The 17,323-nt window shown below is 63.4% G+C and carries 16 protein-coding genes; 8 read left to right on the top strand and 8 right to left on the bottom strand.

Annotation, left to right across the window (positions count from 1 at the left end; genetic code table 11):
* Window positions 1-81 precede the first annotated feature (81 nt).
* Window positions 82-696, top strand: a complete 615-nt coding sequence (gene copM / locus F0A17_RS09105; RefSeq protein WP_187774665.1) for a CopM family metallochaperone — start codon at window positions 82-84, stop codon at window positions 694-696.
* Window positions 697-931: 235 nt separating this feature from the next.
* On the opposite strand, the gene F0A17_RS09100 is transcribed toward copM, so the two are convergent.
* Complete coding sequence (locus F0A17_RS09100) at window positions 932-2,122, bottom strand: glycine C-acetyltransferase (RefSeq protein WP_149328006.1); 1,191 nt, start codon at window positions 2,120-2,122, stop codon at window positions 932-934.
* A gap of 1 nt (window position 2,123) precedes the next feature.
* Window positions 2,124-3,152 carry an L-threonine 3-dehydrogenase gene (tdh, locus tag F0A17_RS09095; RefSeq protein WP_149328005.1) on the bottom strand — a complete coding sequence of 343 codons (1,029 nt, stop codon included), beginning with the start codon at window positions 3,150-3,152 and terminating at the stop codon, window positions 2,124-2,126.
* A gap of 264 nt (window positions 3,153-3,416) precedes the next feature.
* Between tdh and F0A17_RS09090 the strand changes: the two genes are divergently transcribed.
* Genes F0A17_RS09090 through F0A17_RS09080 form a run of 3 tightly spaced genes read left to right on the top strand, consistent with a single transcriptional unit; the run spans window position 3,417 to window position 5,921 of the window.
* Complete coding sequence (locus F0A17_RS09090; protein ID WP_228716859.1) at window positions 3,417-4,025, top strand: helix-turn-helix domain-containing protein; 609 nt, start codon at window positions 3,417-3,419, stop codon at window positions 4,023-4,025.
* 41 nt (window positions 4,026-4,066) lie between these two features.
* The gene (locus F0A17_RS09085) at window positions 4,067-4,834 is read left to right on the top strand and encodes a trimeric intracellular cation channel family protein (protein WP_149328004.1); all 768 of its coding nucleotides are present in this window, start codon (window positions 4,067-4,069) and stop codon (window positions 4,832-4,834) included.
* A 4-nt stretch (window positions 4,835-4,838) separates the two neighbouring features.
* Window positions 4,839-5,921 carry a DUF3541 domain-containing protein gene (locus F0A17_RS09080; RefSeq protein ID WP_149328003.1) on the top strand — a complete coding sequence of 361 codons (1,083 nt, stop codon included), beginning with the start codon at window positions 4,839-4,841 and terminating at the stop codon, window positions 5,919-5,921.
* Here the strand turns inward: F0A17_RS09080 and F0A17_RS09075 are convergent.
* From F0A17_RS09075 to F0A17_RS09060, 4 genes are all read right to left on the bottom strand, one after another.
* Entirely contained in the window at window positions 5,871-6,683 is an 813-nt protein-coding gene (locus F0A17_RS09075) for a PEP-CTERM/exosortase system-associated acyltransferase (RefSeq protein WP_149328002.1), read from the bottom strand. The two genes, F0A17_RS09080 and F0A17_RS09075, sit on opposite strands and share 51 nt — an antisense overlap.
* A 93-nt stretch (window positions 6,684-6,776) precedes the next feature.
* A complete protein-coding gene (locus F0A17_RS09070) occupies window positions 6,777-9,584 on the bottom strand; it encodes a bifunctional diguanylate cyclase/phosphodiesterase (RefSeq protein WP_149328001.1) in 2,808 nt (935 codons plus the stop codon).
* A 37-nt stretch (window positions 9,585-9,621) separates the two neighbouring features.
* Window positions 9,622-10,824, bottom strand: a complete 1,203-nt coding sequence (locus F0A17_RS09065; RefSeq protein ID WP_223111522.1) for a hypothetical protein — start codon at window positions 10,822-10,824, stop codon at window positions 9,622-9,624.
* The gene (locus F0A17_RS09060) at window positions 10,793-11,227 is read right to left on the bottom strand and encodes a hypothetical protein (protein WP_223111521.1); all 435 of its coding nucleotides are present in this window, start codon (window positions 11,225-11,227) and stop codon (window positions 10,793-10,795) included. Before F0A17_RS09060 ends, F0A17_RS09065 begins: the two co-directional genes overlap by 32 nt.
* Before the next feature lie 467 nt (window positions 11,228-11,694).
* Between F0A17_RS09060 and F0A17_RS09055 the strand changes: the two genes are divergently transcribed.
* Complete coding sequence (locus tag F0A17_RS09055) at window positions 11,695-12,411, top strand: DUF3581 domain-containing protein (RefSeq protein ID WP_149328000.1); 717 nt, start codon at window positions 11,695-11,697, stop codon at window positions 12,409-12,411.
* Window positions 12,412-12,443: 32 nt separating this feature from the next.
* Here F0A17_RS09055 and F0A17_RS09050 read toward each other — a convergent pair whose 3' ends face one another.
* The gene (locus F0A17_RS09050; RefSeq protein WP_149327999.1) at window positions 12,444-13,340 is read right to left on the bottom strand and encodes a universal stress protein; all 897 of its coding nucleotides are present in this window, start codon (window positions 13,338-13,340) and stop codon (window positions 12,444-12,446) included.
* A 71-nt stretch (window positions 13,341-13,411) separates the two neighbouring features.
* Window positions 13,412-14,473, bottom strand: a complete 1,062-nt coding sequence (locus tag F0A17_RS09045) for an acyltransferase family protein (RefSeq protein WP_149327998.1) — start codon at window positions 14,471-14,473, stop codon at window positions 13,412-13,414.
* Between the two features lie 117 nt (window positions 14,474-14,590).
* Between F0A17_RS09045 and F0A17_RS09040 the strand changes: the two genes are divergently transcribed.
* From F0A17_RS09040 to F0A17_RS09030, 3 genes are all read left to right on the top strand, one after another.
* Complete coding sequence (locus F0A17_RS09040) at window positions 14,591-15,490, top strand: alpha/beta hydrolase (RefSeq protein WP_149327997.1); 900 nt, start codon at window positions 14,591-14,593, stop codon at window positions 15,488-15,490.
* Window positions 15,491-15,652: 162 nt separating this feature from the next.
* Entirely contained in the window at window positions 15,653-16,888 is a 1,236-nt protein-coding gene (locus F0A17_RS09035; RefSeq protein WP_149327996.1) for a DUF3422 domain-containing protein, read from the top strand.
* Window positions 16,889-16,988: 100 nt separating this feature from the next.
* The gene (locus F0A17_RS09030; RefSeq protein ID WP_149327995.1) at window positions 16,989-17,306 is read left to right on the top strand and encodes an antibiotic biosynthesis monooxygenase family protein; all 318 of its coding nucleotides are present in this window, start codon (window positions 16,989-16,991) and stop codon (window positions 17,304-17,306) included.
* The last annotated feature ends 17 nt before the right edge of the window (window positions 17,307-17,323 follow it).

The following is a 17,323-nucleotide window of genomic DNA, read 5'->3' as shown; positions in this document are numbered from 1 at the left end:
CACATGATAATCTCGTGGCGACGATCTGCGTGGGCGCAGGTTCCATCGGCGTTTCATGGTTTCTTGGCACTAGGAGAGCATATGTCGCAATTTCCGGTAGTACGTTCCCGCTCGGCGCTGGCCCTCATCCTGGCCGGCAGTGTCCTGCTGGCGGCACCCGTCTTCGCCTCGGAGGAGAGGACTCAGGCCCAAGAGCAGATCGAGGCGTCCCAGGAAGACGCGCCTTCGACGCAACAGGGCGAGGCATCGGCCGATGAACCGTCTGCAACGGAGTCGCCCCTGCCAAGCGCATCCGAGGAGGGTGAGTCCGAAGAGGGCGAAGCCGGGAGCGAGGCGGCACCGGATACCAGCGAAGCGGCGACTGAAGGCGTCGAGGGCGAGCATGAGGGGCACGGGCCAGGGGCCCAAGCGGAGGACGTACATGCCGACAACCCGGCGGTGCAGGCCTATCGCGACATTGCCGAGCAAATGCACCGCGACATGTTGACCGAATTCAGCGGCGACGCCGACGTCGACTTCGCCCGCGGCATGATCGCCCATCATCAGGGTGCCATCGACATGGCCCGTGTGGCACTGGAGCATGGTGAAGATCCAGCGATTCGCGACCTGGCCCGCGAGGTCATCGAGATCCAGGAGGAAGAGATTGCGTTTTTGCGCGACTGGTTGGCGCAACGCCCTGAGGCCGACAACGAATAGGACGGGTCGTCGACCACCGGACGGCATGCCCTTGGCGGCCGTCCGCGCTTGATTGCCTGAGTGTACTGCTACCGGTCGTGGCCCGGAGGGCCTAAAGACACTTCAACGTATTGCCTGAAACGGGTAAGAAGTTGCCCAGTGGGCCATGTCTTGCCCGTTTCAGCCATCCTCAGGTGACCGCCGATCAGGATGCCGTCGCCGAAACGTTGCGTTCCGGTACGGACGGTGATGTCGACTACAACGCCAGACGCTTCTTCACCCGGCCGAAGGCGGCGAGCGCTGTTTCCAGATCATCACGGGTCAGCGCGGCGGACATCTGGGTGCGGATGCGTGCCTTGCCCTGGGGGACTACCGGATAGGAGAAGGCGATCACATAGACGCCCTCCTTGAGCATCTCCTCGGCGAAGCGACCGGCGAGACCGGCATCGTGCAGCATCACCGGCACGATGGGATGCTCGCCCGGCAGCAGCTCGAAGCCCAGCCGCTCGAGCCCATTGCGGAAGAAGGCGGTGTTTTCACGGAGTCGCTCGCGCAGTTCGTGTGATTCCGCGGCCAGCTCGATCGCCTTCAGTGCCCCGGCCACCACCGGCGGGGCTACGGTATTGGAGAAGAGATAGGGCCGTGAGCGCTGCCGTAGCAGCTCGATCACCTCGCGCTTGCCGCTGGTATAGCCCCCGCTGGCGCCGCCCAATGCCTTGCCCAGGGTGCCGGTGGTGATGTCGATGCGGTCCATGCAGCCGCGGTATTCATGGGTGCCGCGGCCGCCCTCGCCGAGAAAGCCGGTGGCGTGGCAGTCGTCGAAGTGCACTAGGGCATCAAAGCGCTCGGCCAGGTCGCAGATCTCGTCGAGCCGGGCGATGTAGCCGTCCATGGAGAACACGCCGTCGGTGGTGATCAGCTTGAAGCGCGCACCGTCACGCTCGGCGGCCTTGAGTTGCTGCTCCAGGTCGGCCATGTCGTTGTTACGGTATCGGTAGCGGCGGGCCTTGGAAAGGCGCACCCCGTCGATGATGCTGGCGTGGTTGAGTTCATCGGAGATCACCGCATCCTCGGCGCCGAGCAGGGTCTCGAACAGGCCGCCATTGGCGTCGAAGCAGGAGGGGTAGAGGATGGTGTCCTCGGTGCCGAGGAAGTCGGTGAGACGCTGCTCGAGCTGCTTATGCAGGCGCTGGGTGCCGCAGATAAAGCGCACCGAGGCCAGGCCGTAGCCCCACGCCTCGAGCCCGGTTCTGGCCGCGGCGTTGACCTCGGGGTGCTGGGCCAGGCCAAGGTAGTTGTTGGCACATAAGTTGAGTACCTCCTGCCCGGCGTTGATGCCGACGTGAGCGCCCTGGGCGGTGGTCAGCTGGCGCTCGTGCTTGAACAACCCCGCCTGGCGTATGGCGTTGAGCTCGCCCTGGAGGTGCTGCCGAAAGGCTCCGTACATGTCATGACTCCCAGTTGAGGACGACCTTGCTCGCTTCTCCGCTCAGCATGGCATCGAAGCCGTGCTGAAACTCGGTATACGGCAAACGATGGGTGATCACCGGCGAGATATCGAGGCCGGAGTCCACCATCACCGACATCTTGTACCAGGTCTCGTACATTTCACGGCCGTAGATGCCCTTCAACGTCAGCATGTTGAAGATCACTGTGTTCCAGTCGATGGCGATATCCTCGGTGGGAATGCCGAGCATGGCGATCTTGCCGCCGTGGCACATGTTGGCCAGCATATCGCGGAAGGCGGCGGGGCTGCCCGACATCTCCAGGCCCACGTCGAAGCCTTCGCTAAGGCCGAGCTCGCGTTGTACGTCGGCAAGCGTCTCGTGGCGTACGTCCACGGTGCGAGTGGCGCCCAACTGCCTGGCCAGTTCGAGGCGGCCCGGGTTGAGATCGGTGACCACCACGTGGCGCGCACCGGCGTGGCGGCAAACCGCGGCGGCCATGGCGCCGATCGGGCCGGCACCGGTGATCAGCACGTCCTCGCCGAGCAGGTCGTACTGCAGCGCCGTGTGCACGGCGTTGCCCAGCGGGTCGAACAGTGCAGCCACGTCGAGGTCGATGCCGGGCGTGTGCTCCCATACGTTGGACATGGGCAGGGCCACGTACTCGGCGAAGGCTCCGGGGCGGTTGACGCCCACGCCGCTGGTGTGGGCGCACAAGTGGCGACGCCCGGCCAGACAGTTGCGACAGCGGCCGCACACCACGTGGCCCTCGCCGGAGACGACCTGCCCCGGATGGAAGTCGTTGACGTTGGAGCCGACCTCGACGATTTCGCCGACGAATTCATGGCCCACCACCATGGGCACGGGGATGGTCTTCTGTGCCCAGCTGTCCCACTTGTGGATGTGCACGTCAGTGCCGCAGATGGCGGTACGCTTCACCTTGATCAGCACGTCGTTGATGCCGACCGCGGGATCCGGCACCTCGTCCAGCCAAAGGCCGGGGGCGGCCTCCTTCTTGATCAGTGCTTTCATGTCGCTACCTTCTCGCTTGTCATCGGGTTCAGAACAGGGGGGCGGAGTTGAGACAGGGTTAAGGGCGCTGAGGACCATGGCCGAATGTCGACCGGTCGGGTGAGTGGACGACGAACGGAACTGGCAAACCGCATCGAGATGTTTAGGATAAAAGAGTATATTCCAGTATTGCAGAAAAAATCTGTTATACAAGATTAAGTTCTCTTATGCTGGATTGAGCGGCACAATTTCGTCCCGATACCCTGCATGCGGTAGAGAGGAGTCATGGTGGAAGATAGAGCGATGGAAGATAGAGCGGCGGCGACGGAATCTCCCGGCGAGACCGGCAATCAGGCCCTCTCCAGCCGGGTGATTGAACTGCGCAAAAAGCGTGGACTCACCCTGGAGCAACTGGCGGCGGCTTCCGGCGTCAGTCGCTCGATGCTCAGCCAGATCGAGCGGGGCAAGGCCAATCCCACCCTGGCAGTGACGCTACGCATCGCCCAGGCCTTCGGCATGAACATCGGCGATTTGGTGGACCAGCCATGGACGGCATCGCGTATCGAAGTGGTGCGTAGCGACGACACCCGCCAGTTGTTCCGTGACGACCGTGAGTGTCGCATCCGCACGCTTTCACCGCTGCACATGGAGAAGAACGTCGAATTCTACGAGATACGCCTCGCTCCCGGCGCGCGGTTGCATAGCGCACCGCACTTCGAGGGCACCCGCGAGCTGCTCACCGTTACGCAAGGTCATGCCGCCGTGGCGGCAGGCGACAACCGTTGCGAATTGAGCGCCGGCGATTCGGCCCACTACCATGCCGACCTCGAGCACACCATCTTGAATCGCGGCGACGAGGAGCTGATTGCTTTCCTCGTGGTGACCTATCAATAGGTCGGTTCGTCACACATTCACGAGCGATACGAGGAGGCGCTGTGGCAAGCCTGGTCTATTGGTTGGACATGGCGGGCGTGATCGTCTTCGCGCTGTCGGGGGTGATACTCGCCTGCCGCTCGCGTATGGATCCGTTCGGCATGCTGGTACTGGCCGCTGTTACCGGCATTGGCGGCGGAACCCTGCGCGATCTGGTATTAGGTGTACGACCGGTATTCTGGGTTGCCGATCCCACCTATCTCTGGGTGATCTTGGCGACCGTGGGCCTGTCGATCGTCGGTTTTCATTACATTCACCGTCTTTCTCGCGTGTTTCTGCCGGTCGCCGACGCCTTCGGTTTGGCGCTGTTCACCGTGATCGGCGCACACAAGGCGTTGCAACTGGAGGCGCCGGGGGTGGTGGCGGTGCTGATGGGTCTGTTGACAGGCGTGGCGGGGGGAATGGTGCGCGATGTGCTGGCGCGTCGCGTACCCATGGTGTTGCGCCAAGAAGTCTATGCCACGGCTTCCATTGTAGGGGGCATCGCCTACGTCGGGCTGGGGACGCTGGACGTTCCGCCAGGTATCGCTATCGGCCTGGCTCTGGCGACGACGTTGGGGTTGCGCCTGGCGGCCATCTACTGGGGCCTGTCGCTGCCGGTGTTCGCCTGGGTCGTGATACATCCGCTGGCGCCTCCCCTGGACACGACCGAGCCGGTAGCGAACAACGCGAGCGAGCGCAAAGAACGGGCCACGCCTCGAACCAAGGCGCGGGTACGCATGATCACACCCAAGCGGGCCCGGAAGAAGCGAGGGGCGGACGATGCCTAGGTGGATGCAATGCCGCCCTGCGATTCGCGTCTATGCCATGCTGTGGTTGTTGGCCGGTTGCGTCGCTCTGGCGCCGACGCCGACGCCCGGGGAAGCCGGCCGTACCATTCAGGCCATCTACGATGCCGCCCTGCCCGAACTATCCCACGACAAGCAGCGCCACTATGCTCAGCGGCTCTATCGCATCAGTGGAGATCCTGCGTATCTCTCCCCGCTGGAGGCCCACGCTCAGCGGCTGCTGCGCCAGCTTCAGGACGCCATTGCCGGGTTGGCGAAGCCCGGCTACGCGGCGGCCCGCAGTCGGGAGCTCGTGGCCGAACACGCACAGCGTACCGCCAAGCAGCGTGCGCGCAGGGCAATGCTGGCCGAGTGGGGAGAGATCGCCTTCGGCCGGAAGTTGCTCTTTCGCTTGGTCCAGTCCGACTACTACGGTCTGCTGGCAGAGGTGCCCGGGCATGAGCGGGCGCTTGATTATCTGGCGGGCCTGGAGTGGCAATCCTTCCTCACCGACCCCGAGGTCATCCGCATCTACGCGGCACAGGTCGCGAATCAGGCCGAATTCCTGCACCAGCTCGGTGTTGTCGACCTGCGCCACGAAACGCGCCGCGCTTTTCTCGAGGTCTACCCTCCCGACGCGACGGCGACGCTGGACGAGGCGAGCTATCACAACCGGCTCTATGGCATGACCCACATGATTATTGCCGACAGTCGCTATTATCAGCGCTGGGCCGACCCCGAACGCCACGCCTGGGTGCTGGATGCCTTCGCCAGGGAGATCGATCGCATCGTGACCGACGCAACGGCAGACATCCAGGCCGAAGTGGCACTATCGTTCCTGCTGGCCGGCCAACCGCATCATCCCGCCGTGGCGCGTATCCGTCAGGCGCTGGTCGCAGCCATCGACCCGTCTCTGGGCATCATTCCTTCCCCTTCGGGTAATGCCGACCTGATTCACGGTGAGCACCGCAACGTGCTGGCGATCATGGTGCTCACCTGGCCGGGGCAGCTCCATCCCGGGCCCGACCTGTCACGACAGCTACCAGAGCCCGAGCTGCTCCCGGTCGACAACGGCGAGTGGCAGTTGTGAGGCAAGTTGCGAACGGATCGACGCGTAAGGAAAGGTCAGCGCAGGGTTCATCTCGCACTTGGCCACTTCGTTGTCGATATAGAAGGCGTTGCGCTTGCCATGCAGCTCGATGGCATCGCCGATACGCGTAAAGCGGAAACCCGACATTGCCAGCAGGCGGGGCAGACGGGACGCCATCATGGCGAAAATATGGCGGCGCCCGACCAGCTCGACTAAAGCGTGGGTGGCCAGGAAGAGTGAGATGGTAATCAGCGGGAAGACCCGTCTCTCTTCATCGGAAAAGGCGTAGGCAAGTCGGGTATCGTCCAGCGTTTCGTGACAGATGGGACGGTTGCGGAAAGCTCGGGCGGTGGCGAAGCGTGAGATTTCGCAGATTTCGTCGAGAGGGAGGCGACAGGGGTGAAGGGTGGCGTGGGTCAGGCTCGTACCGCCGTACTCCTGCAGTGGGAGTCGCAAGTCGGGGTGTTCGGGATCGGGGTCGGGCAGGACAAGACGGAAGCATCCCGCATCGATGCCCGAGCGGCGATGCACCATCAGGCAATGCAAGGCGCTGTCATCGTAAGGATCGAGCTCCATATCGGAGCTACTGCCAGCGGGCGGTTGATAGCCGATCTCCTGGCAATATACCTCATGCCTCAGACGATAGGCACGCTGCCTGTCGTCGTCGTTGCCGGCCAACTTGAGGGAGAACTCATCGAGCAGCTGTTCGAACTGTTCATTGCGGCTGGCCGTTTCCGGCGCAGGTGTCCTGCGGTTTCCCATCGGTGCACTCCTTGCGCTAGACGCGGTAGAGATAACATCGTTGAACACAACCTCTTTAACTGCCCCAAGTAGGCGATGCGAATCGAACGCCACTTATAAGGTATCTCGCAGTGGTGCCGGTTTTCCGAGGTGATAGCCCTGGCCGTAAGCAATGCCATAGGACTGCAGTATCGGTACCAGCGCCTGCTGATCGACGAACTCGGCAATCGTCTGCTTGCCGAAACCGCTAGCGATATCAGTGATTGCTTTGACGATGACCTGGCTTTCCGGATTGGTGACTAGTGTACGGATGAAAGCCCCGTCGATCTTGATGAAATCCACCGGCAATTCGCCGAGATAATGGAAGCTGCTGAAGCCGACGCCGAAATCGTCCAGCGCGGTGCGACAGCCCAGTTCGCGCAGTGCCTGGAGTACACCGCGGGCGCTGGAGAAGTCGGTCACGGCGGCCGTTTCGGTGATCTCGAGAATCAAGTGGTTGGGGTCGGCGCCGGACACGGCGAGTTCCTCCATCAGGAACTGCTTGAGCCCTGCATCGTGGAGGGACTGGCCTGAGAGGTTGACCGATAGGCTGACGCCCTGCTCCTGCACCTGGCTCAGGACCTTCAGGCTATGACGCAACACCCAGCGATCGAGCTGAACGATCTGTCCGCTGCGTTCCGCCACCGGGATGAAATGCACCGGGGAGATCATGTCCCCCTTGGGGCCGCGCATGCGCAGCAGTACCTCGTAATGGCGAATGTCGCCGTCGCTCAGACGCACGATCGGCTGCGCCAACAACTCGAAGCCATCTTCTTCGATAGCTTGACGAATGCGCTCCACCCAGTAAACCCGCTCCTGTAGCTCGTCCTTGGCGCGTTCCAGCGTCGACAGCAGATGCCAACGCTGTGAACTGCTCTCCTTGGCCTTGTACATGGCCAGATCGGCGCTGGCCATCAGGTCGGCGGGGTTATCGCCATGCACCGGGAACAATGCAATACCGAGGCTGGCGGTGGCCCGATGGCGCTGCCCCCCCGCGTCCAGGCCGGTGCTGTCGAGCAGCGGTGTGATTTGCTTGGCGATACAAATGGCCTGGCGGGCATCGGCCCCCTCCAGCAGCAGGGCGAACTCGTCCCCGCCTAGCCGCGCGGTGACGCCACGGTGACCGAACTCCTGGAACAGCGTATCGCCTACCATACGCAGCAGGCGGTCGCCGGTATGATGGCCGCTGAGTTCGTTGACGTCCTTGAACCGGTCGAGATCCAGCAGCAGCACGGCACCGCTGCGGCCACGCTGCATGACGCGGCCCAAGGCTTCCTGAAAATAACGCCTGTTGTAGAGTTCGGTGAGCGGGTCGCGTTCGGCCAGCCAGGTCAGCCGCGCTTCGGCCAGTTTGCGCTCGGTGATGTCGAGGCCGACCGAGATGCGCGCCGCCCGTTCGTCGCCGCGTGAGGGCAAGGGGGCATGGAACCAGGCGATGGTGTGCTGGCGGCCGTCGGCGGTAATCAGGCTGCGCTCTTCCTGGGCAGTGTCGTCGTTCGGGGCGCTACCTGAACGCGAGGCGAACACATCATCGAACATTCGCCCCAAGAGGCGCTCCTCCGGAGAGGCCATTACCGCCAAGGCATAGGCGTTGACCAGTGTGATACGCCCCTGCGTGTCCTGAGTCACGATGAAGACCCGCGCGGTATCGAGCAGGCTACCGACGAAGTCGCGTTCATGCGCCAGTTCGTCCACGCGCTCGGCGAGCTGCGCGCCACGGGCGCTGACCTCCCGCCCCAGTGTCTCCAATTGGTCGGACAGCGCCAGGGTGGTGTCTTCCAATACGTCGATCTCGTCGAGCAGGCGGCGCTGCGGGACGGAAATGGCGCGGCGAGTTTCGGCGAAGCCACCACGGGCCAGAGCCGGCAGGACCTCGGCGAGTCGACGTAGCCGTGCCATCGGGCGCAGCAGAATGACCAGTAGCAGCAGCTCGGCGGCCAGCCAGCCACCGATCCCCACCAGCATCAGCGTGCGCGTATCTTGCTGGATGGCACGGATCTGGGCGGTGAGATCGGCAGCCATCAGGAAGTAGCCGGTGCGGCGACGGTCCTGATCGGTTTCCATGCGTACCGCGCTAAGTTCATAGTCACGATTGTCGTGGCGCAGTTGCAGCGGCGAATCCAGCAGCTCCGCGAGCGAGGTGGTCCGCGCCGCCTCCTGCAGCAGCGAAAGATAGGCATCCTGGCGCGTCATCGCGATCAGATGGCCGTGCCAGTTCGCCAGATACCGATCGGGCGTGGTTTCCACGCCGTTGGGGCCGGTGATCAGCAAGGCCACGTCGCTGCCCGAAACCTGGTGGGCCTGGCGAGTCACGTCGGCCAGCGAGCGCGATAAAATCACCATGCCGACGCTTTCGCCCGCGACAAGGATGGGGACGGCAGCGTACTGTCGGCAGTCGTCGGCGCAACGCAGCGCGGACAGCGGGAACTCGGTTTCCATCACCTGCCGCACCCAAACCTGCAGGGGACGTTCCCTGTCGGCCTGCGGCGCGCCCCATTCGGCGAGCTGCCGCCCCTCGGCATCGAAGACGAGGATCTCATCCACGCCTGCCTCGAGCTGCAGCGTGGGCCATTGAGACGATAGCGACTCCATCAGCTCCGCGCCGTCGCCCGTCGCCAGCGCCGGCCCCAGGTCCGGCGATGCCGCGGTCAGCGCCGCTATCTGCTGCAGGCTGGCCTCGGAGCGCTGCAGGGCGAGGCGTAGTTCACGCGTCTCGCGCTCGTGATGCTCGCGGCGGCTCTCCTCGAACTGGCGGCTCAGGTTGGCGTGGCCGAGCCAGGTAAAAAGCACCACCAGAGCCAACAACAGCAGGCTGCTCAGCGCAAGGACTCGCCAGGTAAGGCTGAGACGTTGGCGATTGTCAGGAGGTCTCGAGGCGTTCATGCAATCGGCTCCAGGCCGGGTCGCGCAAAGTGGACGGTCAAAAGCGGAACGAGGCCTGGAACAGAAGCATGTTCCAGTAGCGTTTGGTTTCGGCGGGATCAGGTTCATCCTGCAGCGGTAACCAACCGGTGCCATCAATGTGGTGGTACTCCGCTGCCAGCAATACGCGAGGCGTCACGTTCCACTGCAGTCCCAGGGCCAAGTCCTTGGCATATTGGGTATGCGCGGGGCCACCGCCCATGGCCTCGAAGTCGCTACCCGATCGATCGTCGCGATTGTTCACCAGGCTGTCGTAGCGCACTAGCCACTGCCAATCGTCATTGAAGCGACGCGTGTACTGCACGTACCAGCTTTCGCCTGTGATGTCGAAATTGAGGAAAGGATTGGCGAAGCCCTGTAGCGTGGAAGTGCGCAGCGCATACTCCCCGGTGAGGCTCCAGAGTTCGGCGTTGTACTGTAGCGACAATATCCAGGGGCGGAAGTGGAAGTCACCGTCACTCATGCCGGGCATGTCGGACTCGAAGCGCGCCCGTGCGCTGGCGGTACTGAGGGCGGCGACCATTCGCCCACCGTCATACTCGTAGCGCACCTGGCCAATGGCCGAGCGCCGAGGCTCAAGGGAACCAGGAGTGCCTTCCAGTCGCATGGTACGACGCAGGTCGTCGCCGGCCTGAGTGTCGCCCATCCCCACTTGGATGCGAAGCGTGCCGGTGGGCACCCGCTCCTCGTAGTAAGCGGTAATCCCATCGGCCGCGAGCCCGAGCGAGCGCGTTCGGTCGAAATAGATGGATTGCGGCAATAGAATGCTGGGGCGGGTAAAGGCCACGTCCCGCGTCTGGTTGTAAAAACCGAAGGGATTCTTGAAGCGCCCCACCTGAACGCCCAAAGTGCGCTGCTGGTCGGAAAGCGGCTGGTAGTCGATGACCCCGTAATCGAGCACCGGACGGGCGTCGCTGCCTTCGCCCCCGGCACGGCGACTCAGCACCTGGGCAGCGATCAGAAGGTCTTGATGGGGGCGGAGCGAGGCGTTGGCCCCGATTTCAGTGTACTTCAAGCTACCCGCCCCGCTGCTGCTGGGGCCGAAGAAATCGTTGTGGTCGGTCACGACCAAGGCCTGGCTGAGGAAGCCATGGAGCTGTAGCGTATCCAACGGCCCCTCCTGCCCCGCGGCCGGCGATGCCGCCAAGACCAGGGCCAGCAGTAGCGGGCTACTCCATCGCAATGACTTGGACTCGATCATCCAGATACTCCCTTTCCAGATAGCCAAGGGCGCCGGGTGTGGTGGCGATACGTTCCAGCATTTCGGACTGACTGCCGACCCGGTTGGGTGCCTGTCCGGTGCCTGAGAAGACCATGCGATCCCATGCCAGTTGAAGCTGATGGGGATACACGCTGAGTCGCTCCTTGGCGAAGCGGGCATGAACGGGGTGATCGTTGGGCAGGACGTAGACGCGCACCGCCTGACCGTTCGGCCAGGTGCGCTGACGCATGGCAAAGACGGCTCGTGTGGTATCGCGTGTCAGACGATGGGTATCGACATCGGGATGGGCGATCAACAGGATCGACGACTCATTGGCGCCAATGGGTACGGATACCATGGTCGCCAGCGATATCAGCCACAGCAGTCGTATCAGCCTCGCCACGCGCCACCTTCCCGGTCGGACTGGCCGAGAACGGACGTGCAACGCGAGCGGGTGAGTCCCACCGTTTCGCTAGCCCCTGCGCACAAAGCGGCGGTCCCCGTTCCCGGCTGGCCTCCGTACGAGCACGGCCGGGAAGTCATGAGCGTTTCGATAATGAATTCCCCCGATCCCCTATGCCGAGTCGGTGCATCGATTCTCGGCAAGTCATGCTCCTGGTTCTTATGGTTTTGCTTGGGCCGGCAACCCTTCTGACTAATATACGTCATTTCGATGCAATGACGAGGCCGGATCGGCGACCACAGCGCTATAGATTTATTCGCTTCGCTTGCCACACTAGCATAGTTTCAAGAGCTTATAGGAACCGAACCGTCAACGTCGTCGGCTATGACGGGCCGCAGTGGCTTCGGCGACAGGAAAGATGGCATCATCTTACCTCCGAGACATACCAAGGACAGGCCAGAGCACGCATGTTTCTCGATCCCTATCACACACGCACGAGCAGCCGTGTGCGTATCTCCGCGCAGCAGGCCAGCGACTTCGCCAAGCGTGTCGCCGGTGACTTCAATCCCATCCATGATGAAGGAGCCCGGCGTTTTTGTGTACCAGGGGATCTGCTCTTCGCCTTGGTACTGAGTCGCTTCGGGCTTTCCCGCCATATGGAGTTTCGCTTTCGCAACATGGTCGGCGATGGTACCTCGCTGTGCCTGGAGGAGGAGCCCGAAGCGGGACAGCTGCGGGTCTGCGATGACGAAGGCAAGCAGTACCTGGACGTTCGCCGGGAGGGAGAGACGAACCGGAATACGTTCGCCATCGAGGCCTTCACCCGTTGCTACGTGGCCTTCTCCGGCAAGAATTTTCCTCACGTGCTCAAGCCGCTGTTCGAGGCGCAGGGCGTCATGTTCAACCCGCGCCGGCCCTTGGTGATCTACGACAGCATGGGCTTTTCGCTCGATCGGCTCGATCTGACCGAACCCTCGCTGGAATTGGTCGAATCGCGCCTGGACGTAATCGGCAAGCGCGGTGACGTGCGCCTTGAATTCCGTATCAAGGACGGCGGCAAGGCGGTGGGAAGCGGCTCGAAGAAGCTTGTCGTAAGCGGGCTCTGCGCTTACGACGCTGCGGCCATGGAGGAGATCGTCAACGAATTCTACCGGCTGAGGTCGGCCTACGAGGTCACGGGCTAATCCGCGGGCCGGATTTCGGCTCCCAGCGCCCCTCACACCGTGACGGTGACCGGGCAACGTGCCAGGTCGATGACCCGATGGCTGACGCTGCCCAATAGCTTCTCCCGCCAAGCGCCCTGTCCTCGGCGCCCCATCACGATGACCGGATTGTCGCGCTGGCGACCCGCGTAATCGGCGATTGCCCTGCCATAATACGGGTCACCGCGGAGCGTTCGCTCTGCGATTCCTGCCGGGATGTCGCCCAGTTGCCGGTGCGCCTGGCCGAAGATCGCTGTACTCTCGTCCTCGCTCGGTGCGTTCAGCGGCTCTTCCCCGGGGCGGCAGAACAACATCTCGACCGGTGCTCCTGCGCACCGTGCCAGCTCACCGGCGAGACGTGCGGCTCGCTCCCCATGGCGGGAGCCATCGACCGGCAGCAGCACTCGACCGATGCGTTGGACCGCCTCGTGATCCACTTCGGGATGCACCACGGTCACGGGACAGCGCGCCTCGTGAATTACCGCATCGCTGACGCTGCCCGCCATGAACTTGCCCACGTCGCTGAGGTGGCGGGCGCCGATCACCAGCAGGCAGCCGGGTTGGCGGTGGGCATGGTCGATGATGGCGCGCGCCGGGTGCCGCACGAAACCGGCATCCTCCAGGATGATCTCTTCGGGGGGTGGCGCAAGCGTCGGTGCGATGACCTGTCGGGCGCTGACGAAGGCGTCTCGTGCCGCCGTGCGTCGCAGCGAGCGGTCGCGGTCCTCTTCCAAGGTACGATTGGCCGGCACGTCGCTGAGTTCGGCCGGGCGAAGGGGTAACACGTGAACCAATTGCAGGGGGACCCGAAGCAACTGGGCCAGTAGCGCCGCATGGCGTGCGCCGGCCCGTGCCGCGGGTGAATCGTTCACTGGCGCGACCAATAGGGTCGGGAGTGTTGCGGTTGTCATGGGGGAACGTCCTGGAACCTGTCCGTACCGGTTTGCCCGTCGCGCCGGCGGCGGGAGCCTGTCTCGTTAGCCTAGCGCACTGAGCCGGAAGCCGTCTGGCGAAGGCCGGGGACGTAAAGCGTCTTGCCGAACAGCATGCCGCCGCCGGGCACGCGGTTGGCGATCCGGTTCAGGCCGATGGAGCCGGCCATGCCGAGTACGATCAGCAGCAGCGCATAAAGCGGCAGGGAGAATCGCAGGTTCTCCTGAACGGCATCCACCATGGCGAAGAACATCGGATGCGCCAGATAGATGCCGAAGGAGTACTGATTGACGACCTTGACCAGCGGCGTGGCCGGCACATGGCGCAGCCGGGTCATGGCGAATAGCGTGAACAGGATGAACAGGGGCACCACCCAGGTTTCCTTGGACGAATATTCCAACTGGTCGTAGAGGGTGAAGATCACGATGCCCGCCACATAGGTGGCCAGAAACGACGGCCGCGCCAGTCGGGCGATCCACGGCACTTCCCGCAGCCGTTCCGGCGTCAGTTGCGGATAGTGACGCACCAGCAGCATGGCGAGGAAGAACAGGTAGATCCAGCCCAGCGGAGCGATCCACAGGAGATAGCCGGGCGGCTCGATATCGAAGTGGCGGGTCAGGCCCCAGTAGGCGACGCTGGTCAGAGTGCCGATCACAAGCCATGGGCCGGGATGGAGCCAACGCTCCAGGTCGAAGCGTGCATAGAGCCAGTAGAAGGCATAGAACTGCATGGCGATGATCAGGAAGTAGCCATGCCAGCCGGCATAGATCAGGTACTCCACCAGATTGGGGATGAAATCGATCTGTTCGCCTTGTCGGCGCTGGCTCATGTAATGGGTGATCGAGTAAATCAGTCCGTAGACCACGTACGGCACCATCACGTATTGCAAGCGCTTGAGCAGGAATCCGCGCGGCGGTTCGTTGCCGTAGCGTACCGAGAACAGGAAAATCGAGATACAAATGAATGTCGGCGTGCCGAGCACGGTGGGGATGCGCGCCAGGTCGACGTAGACGTTATCCACATGTTGATTCAGCCGGTCGAGAAAATGATAACCGAACACGGCGAGGCAGCCGTAGAAGCGTAGCCAGTAGATTTCTTCGATTCGCTTCATGGCTTCCCGGCCTTCCCTGGAATCGGAACATTAGGCATCAACGTCATGTCGGACCATGACGAAGCGAAGAAATTCCGTTTGGCGACAGAGTCTTTTCCGGCATAGGGAGCCAACTGCATGACGATCAAGCGCGTCTTCGCCGTGCTGCTGGGTGTCAGCCTGCTGTCGGGGCTGGCGGCCCGGGCCGGTGAAGTCACCTACCATCGCTTTCCTTCCGAGGTGCTGGGGCGGGAATATCCCTACACGCTCTACCTGCCCGAAGGCTACCGGGAATCCAACCTGGCCTACCCGGTACTGTACCTGTTGCATGGCTCGTTCGGCAGCGAGCGCGACTGGGTCGAGCGGGGCAACCTTCGTCAAACGGCCGACCGGCTGATCCGCGAGGGCGCTCTTCCGCCGATGGTGATCGTCATGCCCGGCAGCGAGAGTTGGTGGATCGATGGGCACAACGAGCCGGCACGCACGGCTTTTCTCGAAGAGCTGATGCCCCATGTGGAGGCCACCTGGCAGGTCGTGCCGCAGCGTGAGTGGCGCGCCATCGCAGGGCTCTCCGCCGGCGGGTTCGGTACCCTCAACTTTATTCTCGAGCGGCCGGACCTGTTCGCCGCCGCCGCGGCCCTGAGTCCGGCAAGCTATCACCCCTTGCCGCCCAAGAACTCATCGGCATGGCGGCACCCGGCCTTTCTGGATGCCCAGGGCGTCTTCGACGTCGAGCTGTGGCAGCAACGCAACTACACGGCCCATCTCGACGGCTACCTGGCGTCCGAGCAGGTGGTGCCGCTCTACCTTAGCGCCGGTCGGCGCGACACCTACCATGCCGTGCACCATGCCCGGCTGGTACGCCAGGCGTTGCGGCCCTACCAGCCCGAACTGGTGCCGTTGGAAGAGTTCGACGGCGGCCATACCTGGCGCGTCTGGCGGGCCAGCCTGCCTAACGCTCTGGCCTGGATTTCCCGGTTCGTGCAGCAGCCCGTGCCATTGGAGGTATTGGCGGAAGATGCCGCCGTGCAGGAGTGACATTCCGGGGATGTCCAGAAGTGCTGCGCCCAGCCACACACCTGGCCCCCTGCCGATGGACCGTCGAATCGGATCTGATGTGTCTGGCGGAGCGAGCCGCGGGTTGTCATGGTGCCATGAGACTCATTAGGCTCAGTGCACAACACCCTTCAGGCCCCCGACATGCACCCACAACGACAGCAACTGCACAACGAACTGCACGCACGCCCCTCGATCTACTTCTCGGAGCCGGCCCACGTTCACCATTACGCCTTCCTCGCCGATGCCGGCGAGCACGACGACTTGCTGGCGCGGCTGGGTACGGTCACGCGAGTTGGCATCGACACCGAGGCGGCCCAACAGATTCTCGCCCTCGACGATGGCGGCGTGCTGAAGTGGGAGCGGCATACCGAATTCTCCACCCTGACCCTGATGGTGCCCCTGACGCCGCGGACCGATCCCTGGCCCGCGCCGCCCCGTTCGCTGTCCGAGATCGTCGAAGCGCATCGCGACAGCTTGATCAATGCCAGCCTGGTGCGGGTCGAGGCGGAAGAGTGCTGGGGAGGTAGCGTCGAGGCTTTCGGCTTCAGCGATCCTGCCGGTTCCCGGGTGGGGGGCGGTGACGCCACGGTGTGGAGCGATTTCCGTCTCACCGGCGAGGGCGTCAATCGCTTGTTGCTGGTCAACCATGGGCTCAATGCCTTTCGCCTCGGTCGCATGGTGCGTCGCCTGCTCGAGATCGAGACCTACCGCATGATGGCATCGCTGTCGCTGCCGTTGGCCAAGGAGCTGGCGGTCGAATTGCAGGGCTACGAGACCGAGCTGGGCGAGCTCTCCGATCGTAACGCCGAGCAAGAGAACGCCAGTGCCAGGCCGCTGTTGACGGCGCTCTCGCGGCTGTCGGCGCGGCTCGAGCGCAGCGGTTCCCGCTCGCGTCAACGCTTCAGCGCCACCGAGGCGTATGCCCGGCTCGTCTTTGCCCGCATCGAGGAACTGCGCGAGGCGCGAGTCGGCGAATGTCCACGTCTCGGTACTTTCATCCTGCGCCGCTTCCGGCCCACGGTGCATTATTGCGCCGCTATTCATCGCCGACAGGAGAGTCTGGCCGAGAGCGCTGCCAGGCTCAATGACCTGTTGCGCACTCGCGCCCAGGTGGAGATCGAAGAGCAGAATTCGAGCATCCTGAACAGCCTCGACGAGCGGGCCAGCATCCAGCTCAAGATCCAGAAGGCGGTGGAGGGGCTGTCGATCATCGTGATCAGCTACTACATCTTCGGCTTGTTCAAACTGGCCTTGGAAGGCCTCTCGGCGCTCGGCATCGAGATCGAGCCCCGTACGACGGCGGCCATCCTCGTGCCGTTGGGCGTCGCAATCATCGGCCTGCTGGCCTGGCGCATCTGGCGGGTGAAGCGCCATTGAGCGTTTGTCCGTGGCGGCGTCCGCCGGGCCATGGGCGTAGACTCGGATCCACCGACGCGGCGCTTGACGCCGGTCGCCCGCTCATTGCTCCGGAGGATGCATGACCCACATCGCAAACACTCCCGAACCGCCCTACTATGCCGTCATCTTCACCTCGATCCGCACCGACGGTGACACCGGCTACGGCGTGATGGCGGAGCGTATGGTCGAACTCGCTTCACAACAGCCGGGCTTTCTCGGGCTGGAATCGGTGCGCGACGGGATCGGCGTGACCGTCTCCTATTGGGAGAGCCTGGAGGCGATCAAGCGCTGGAAGGCGAACGTCGAACATCGCGAAGCCCAGCGGCTCGGCCGCAGCGACTGGTACACCGCCTACAAGGTGCGCATTGCCAGGGTCGAGCGCGACTACGGCCTCTAGGCCGGCAGCCTGGCATG

The organism is Billgrantia pellis (assembly GCF_008297955.1).
GTDB lineage: Bacteria > Pseudomonadota > Gammaproteobacteria > Pseudomonadales > Halomonadaceae > Halomonas > Halomonas pellis.
Note: the sequence above shows the minus strand (reverse complement) of the source record. Positions and strands in the feature narration are given on the sequence as shown.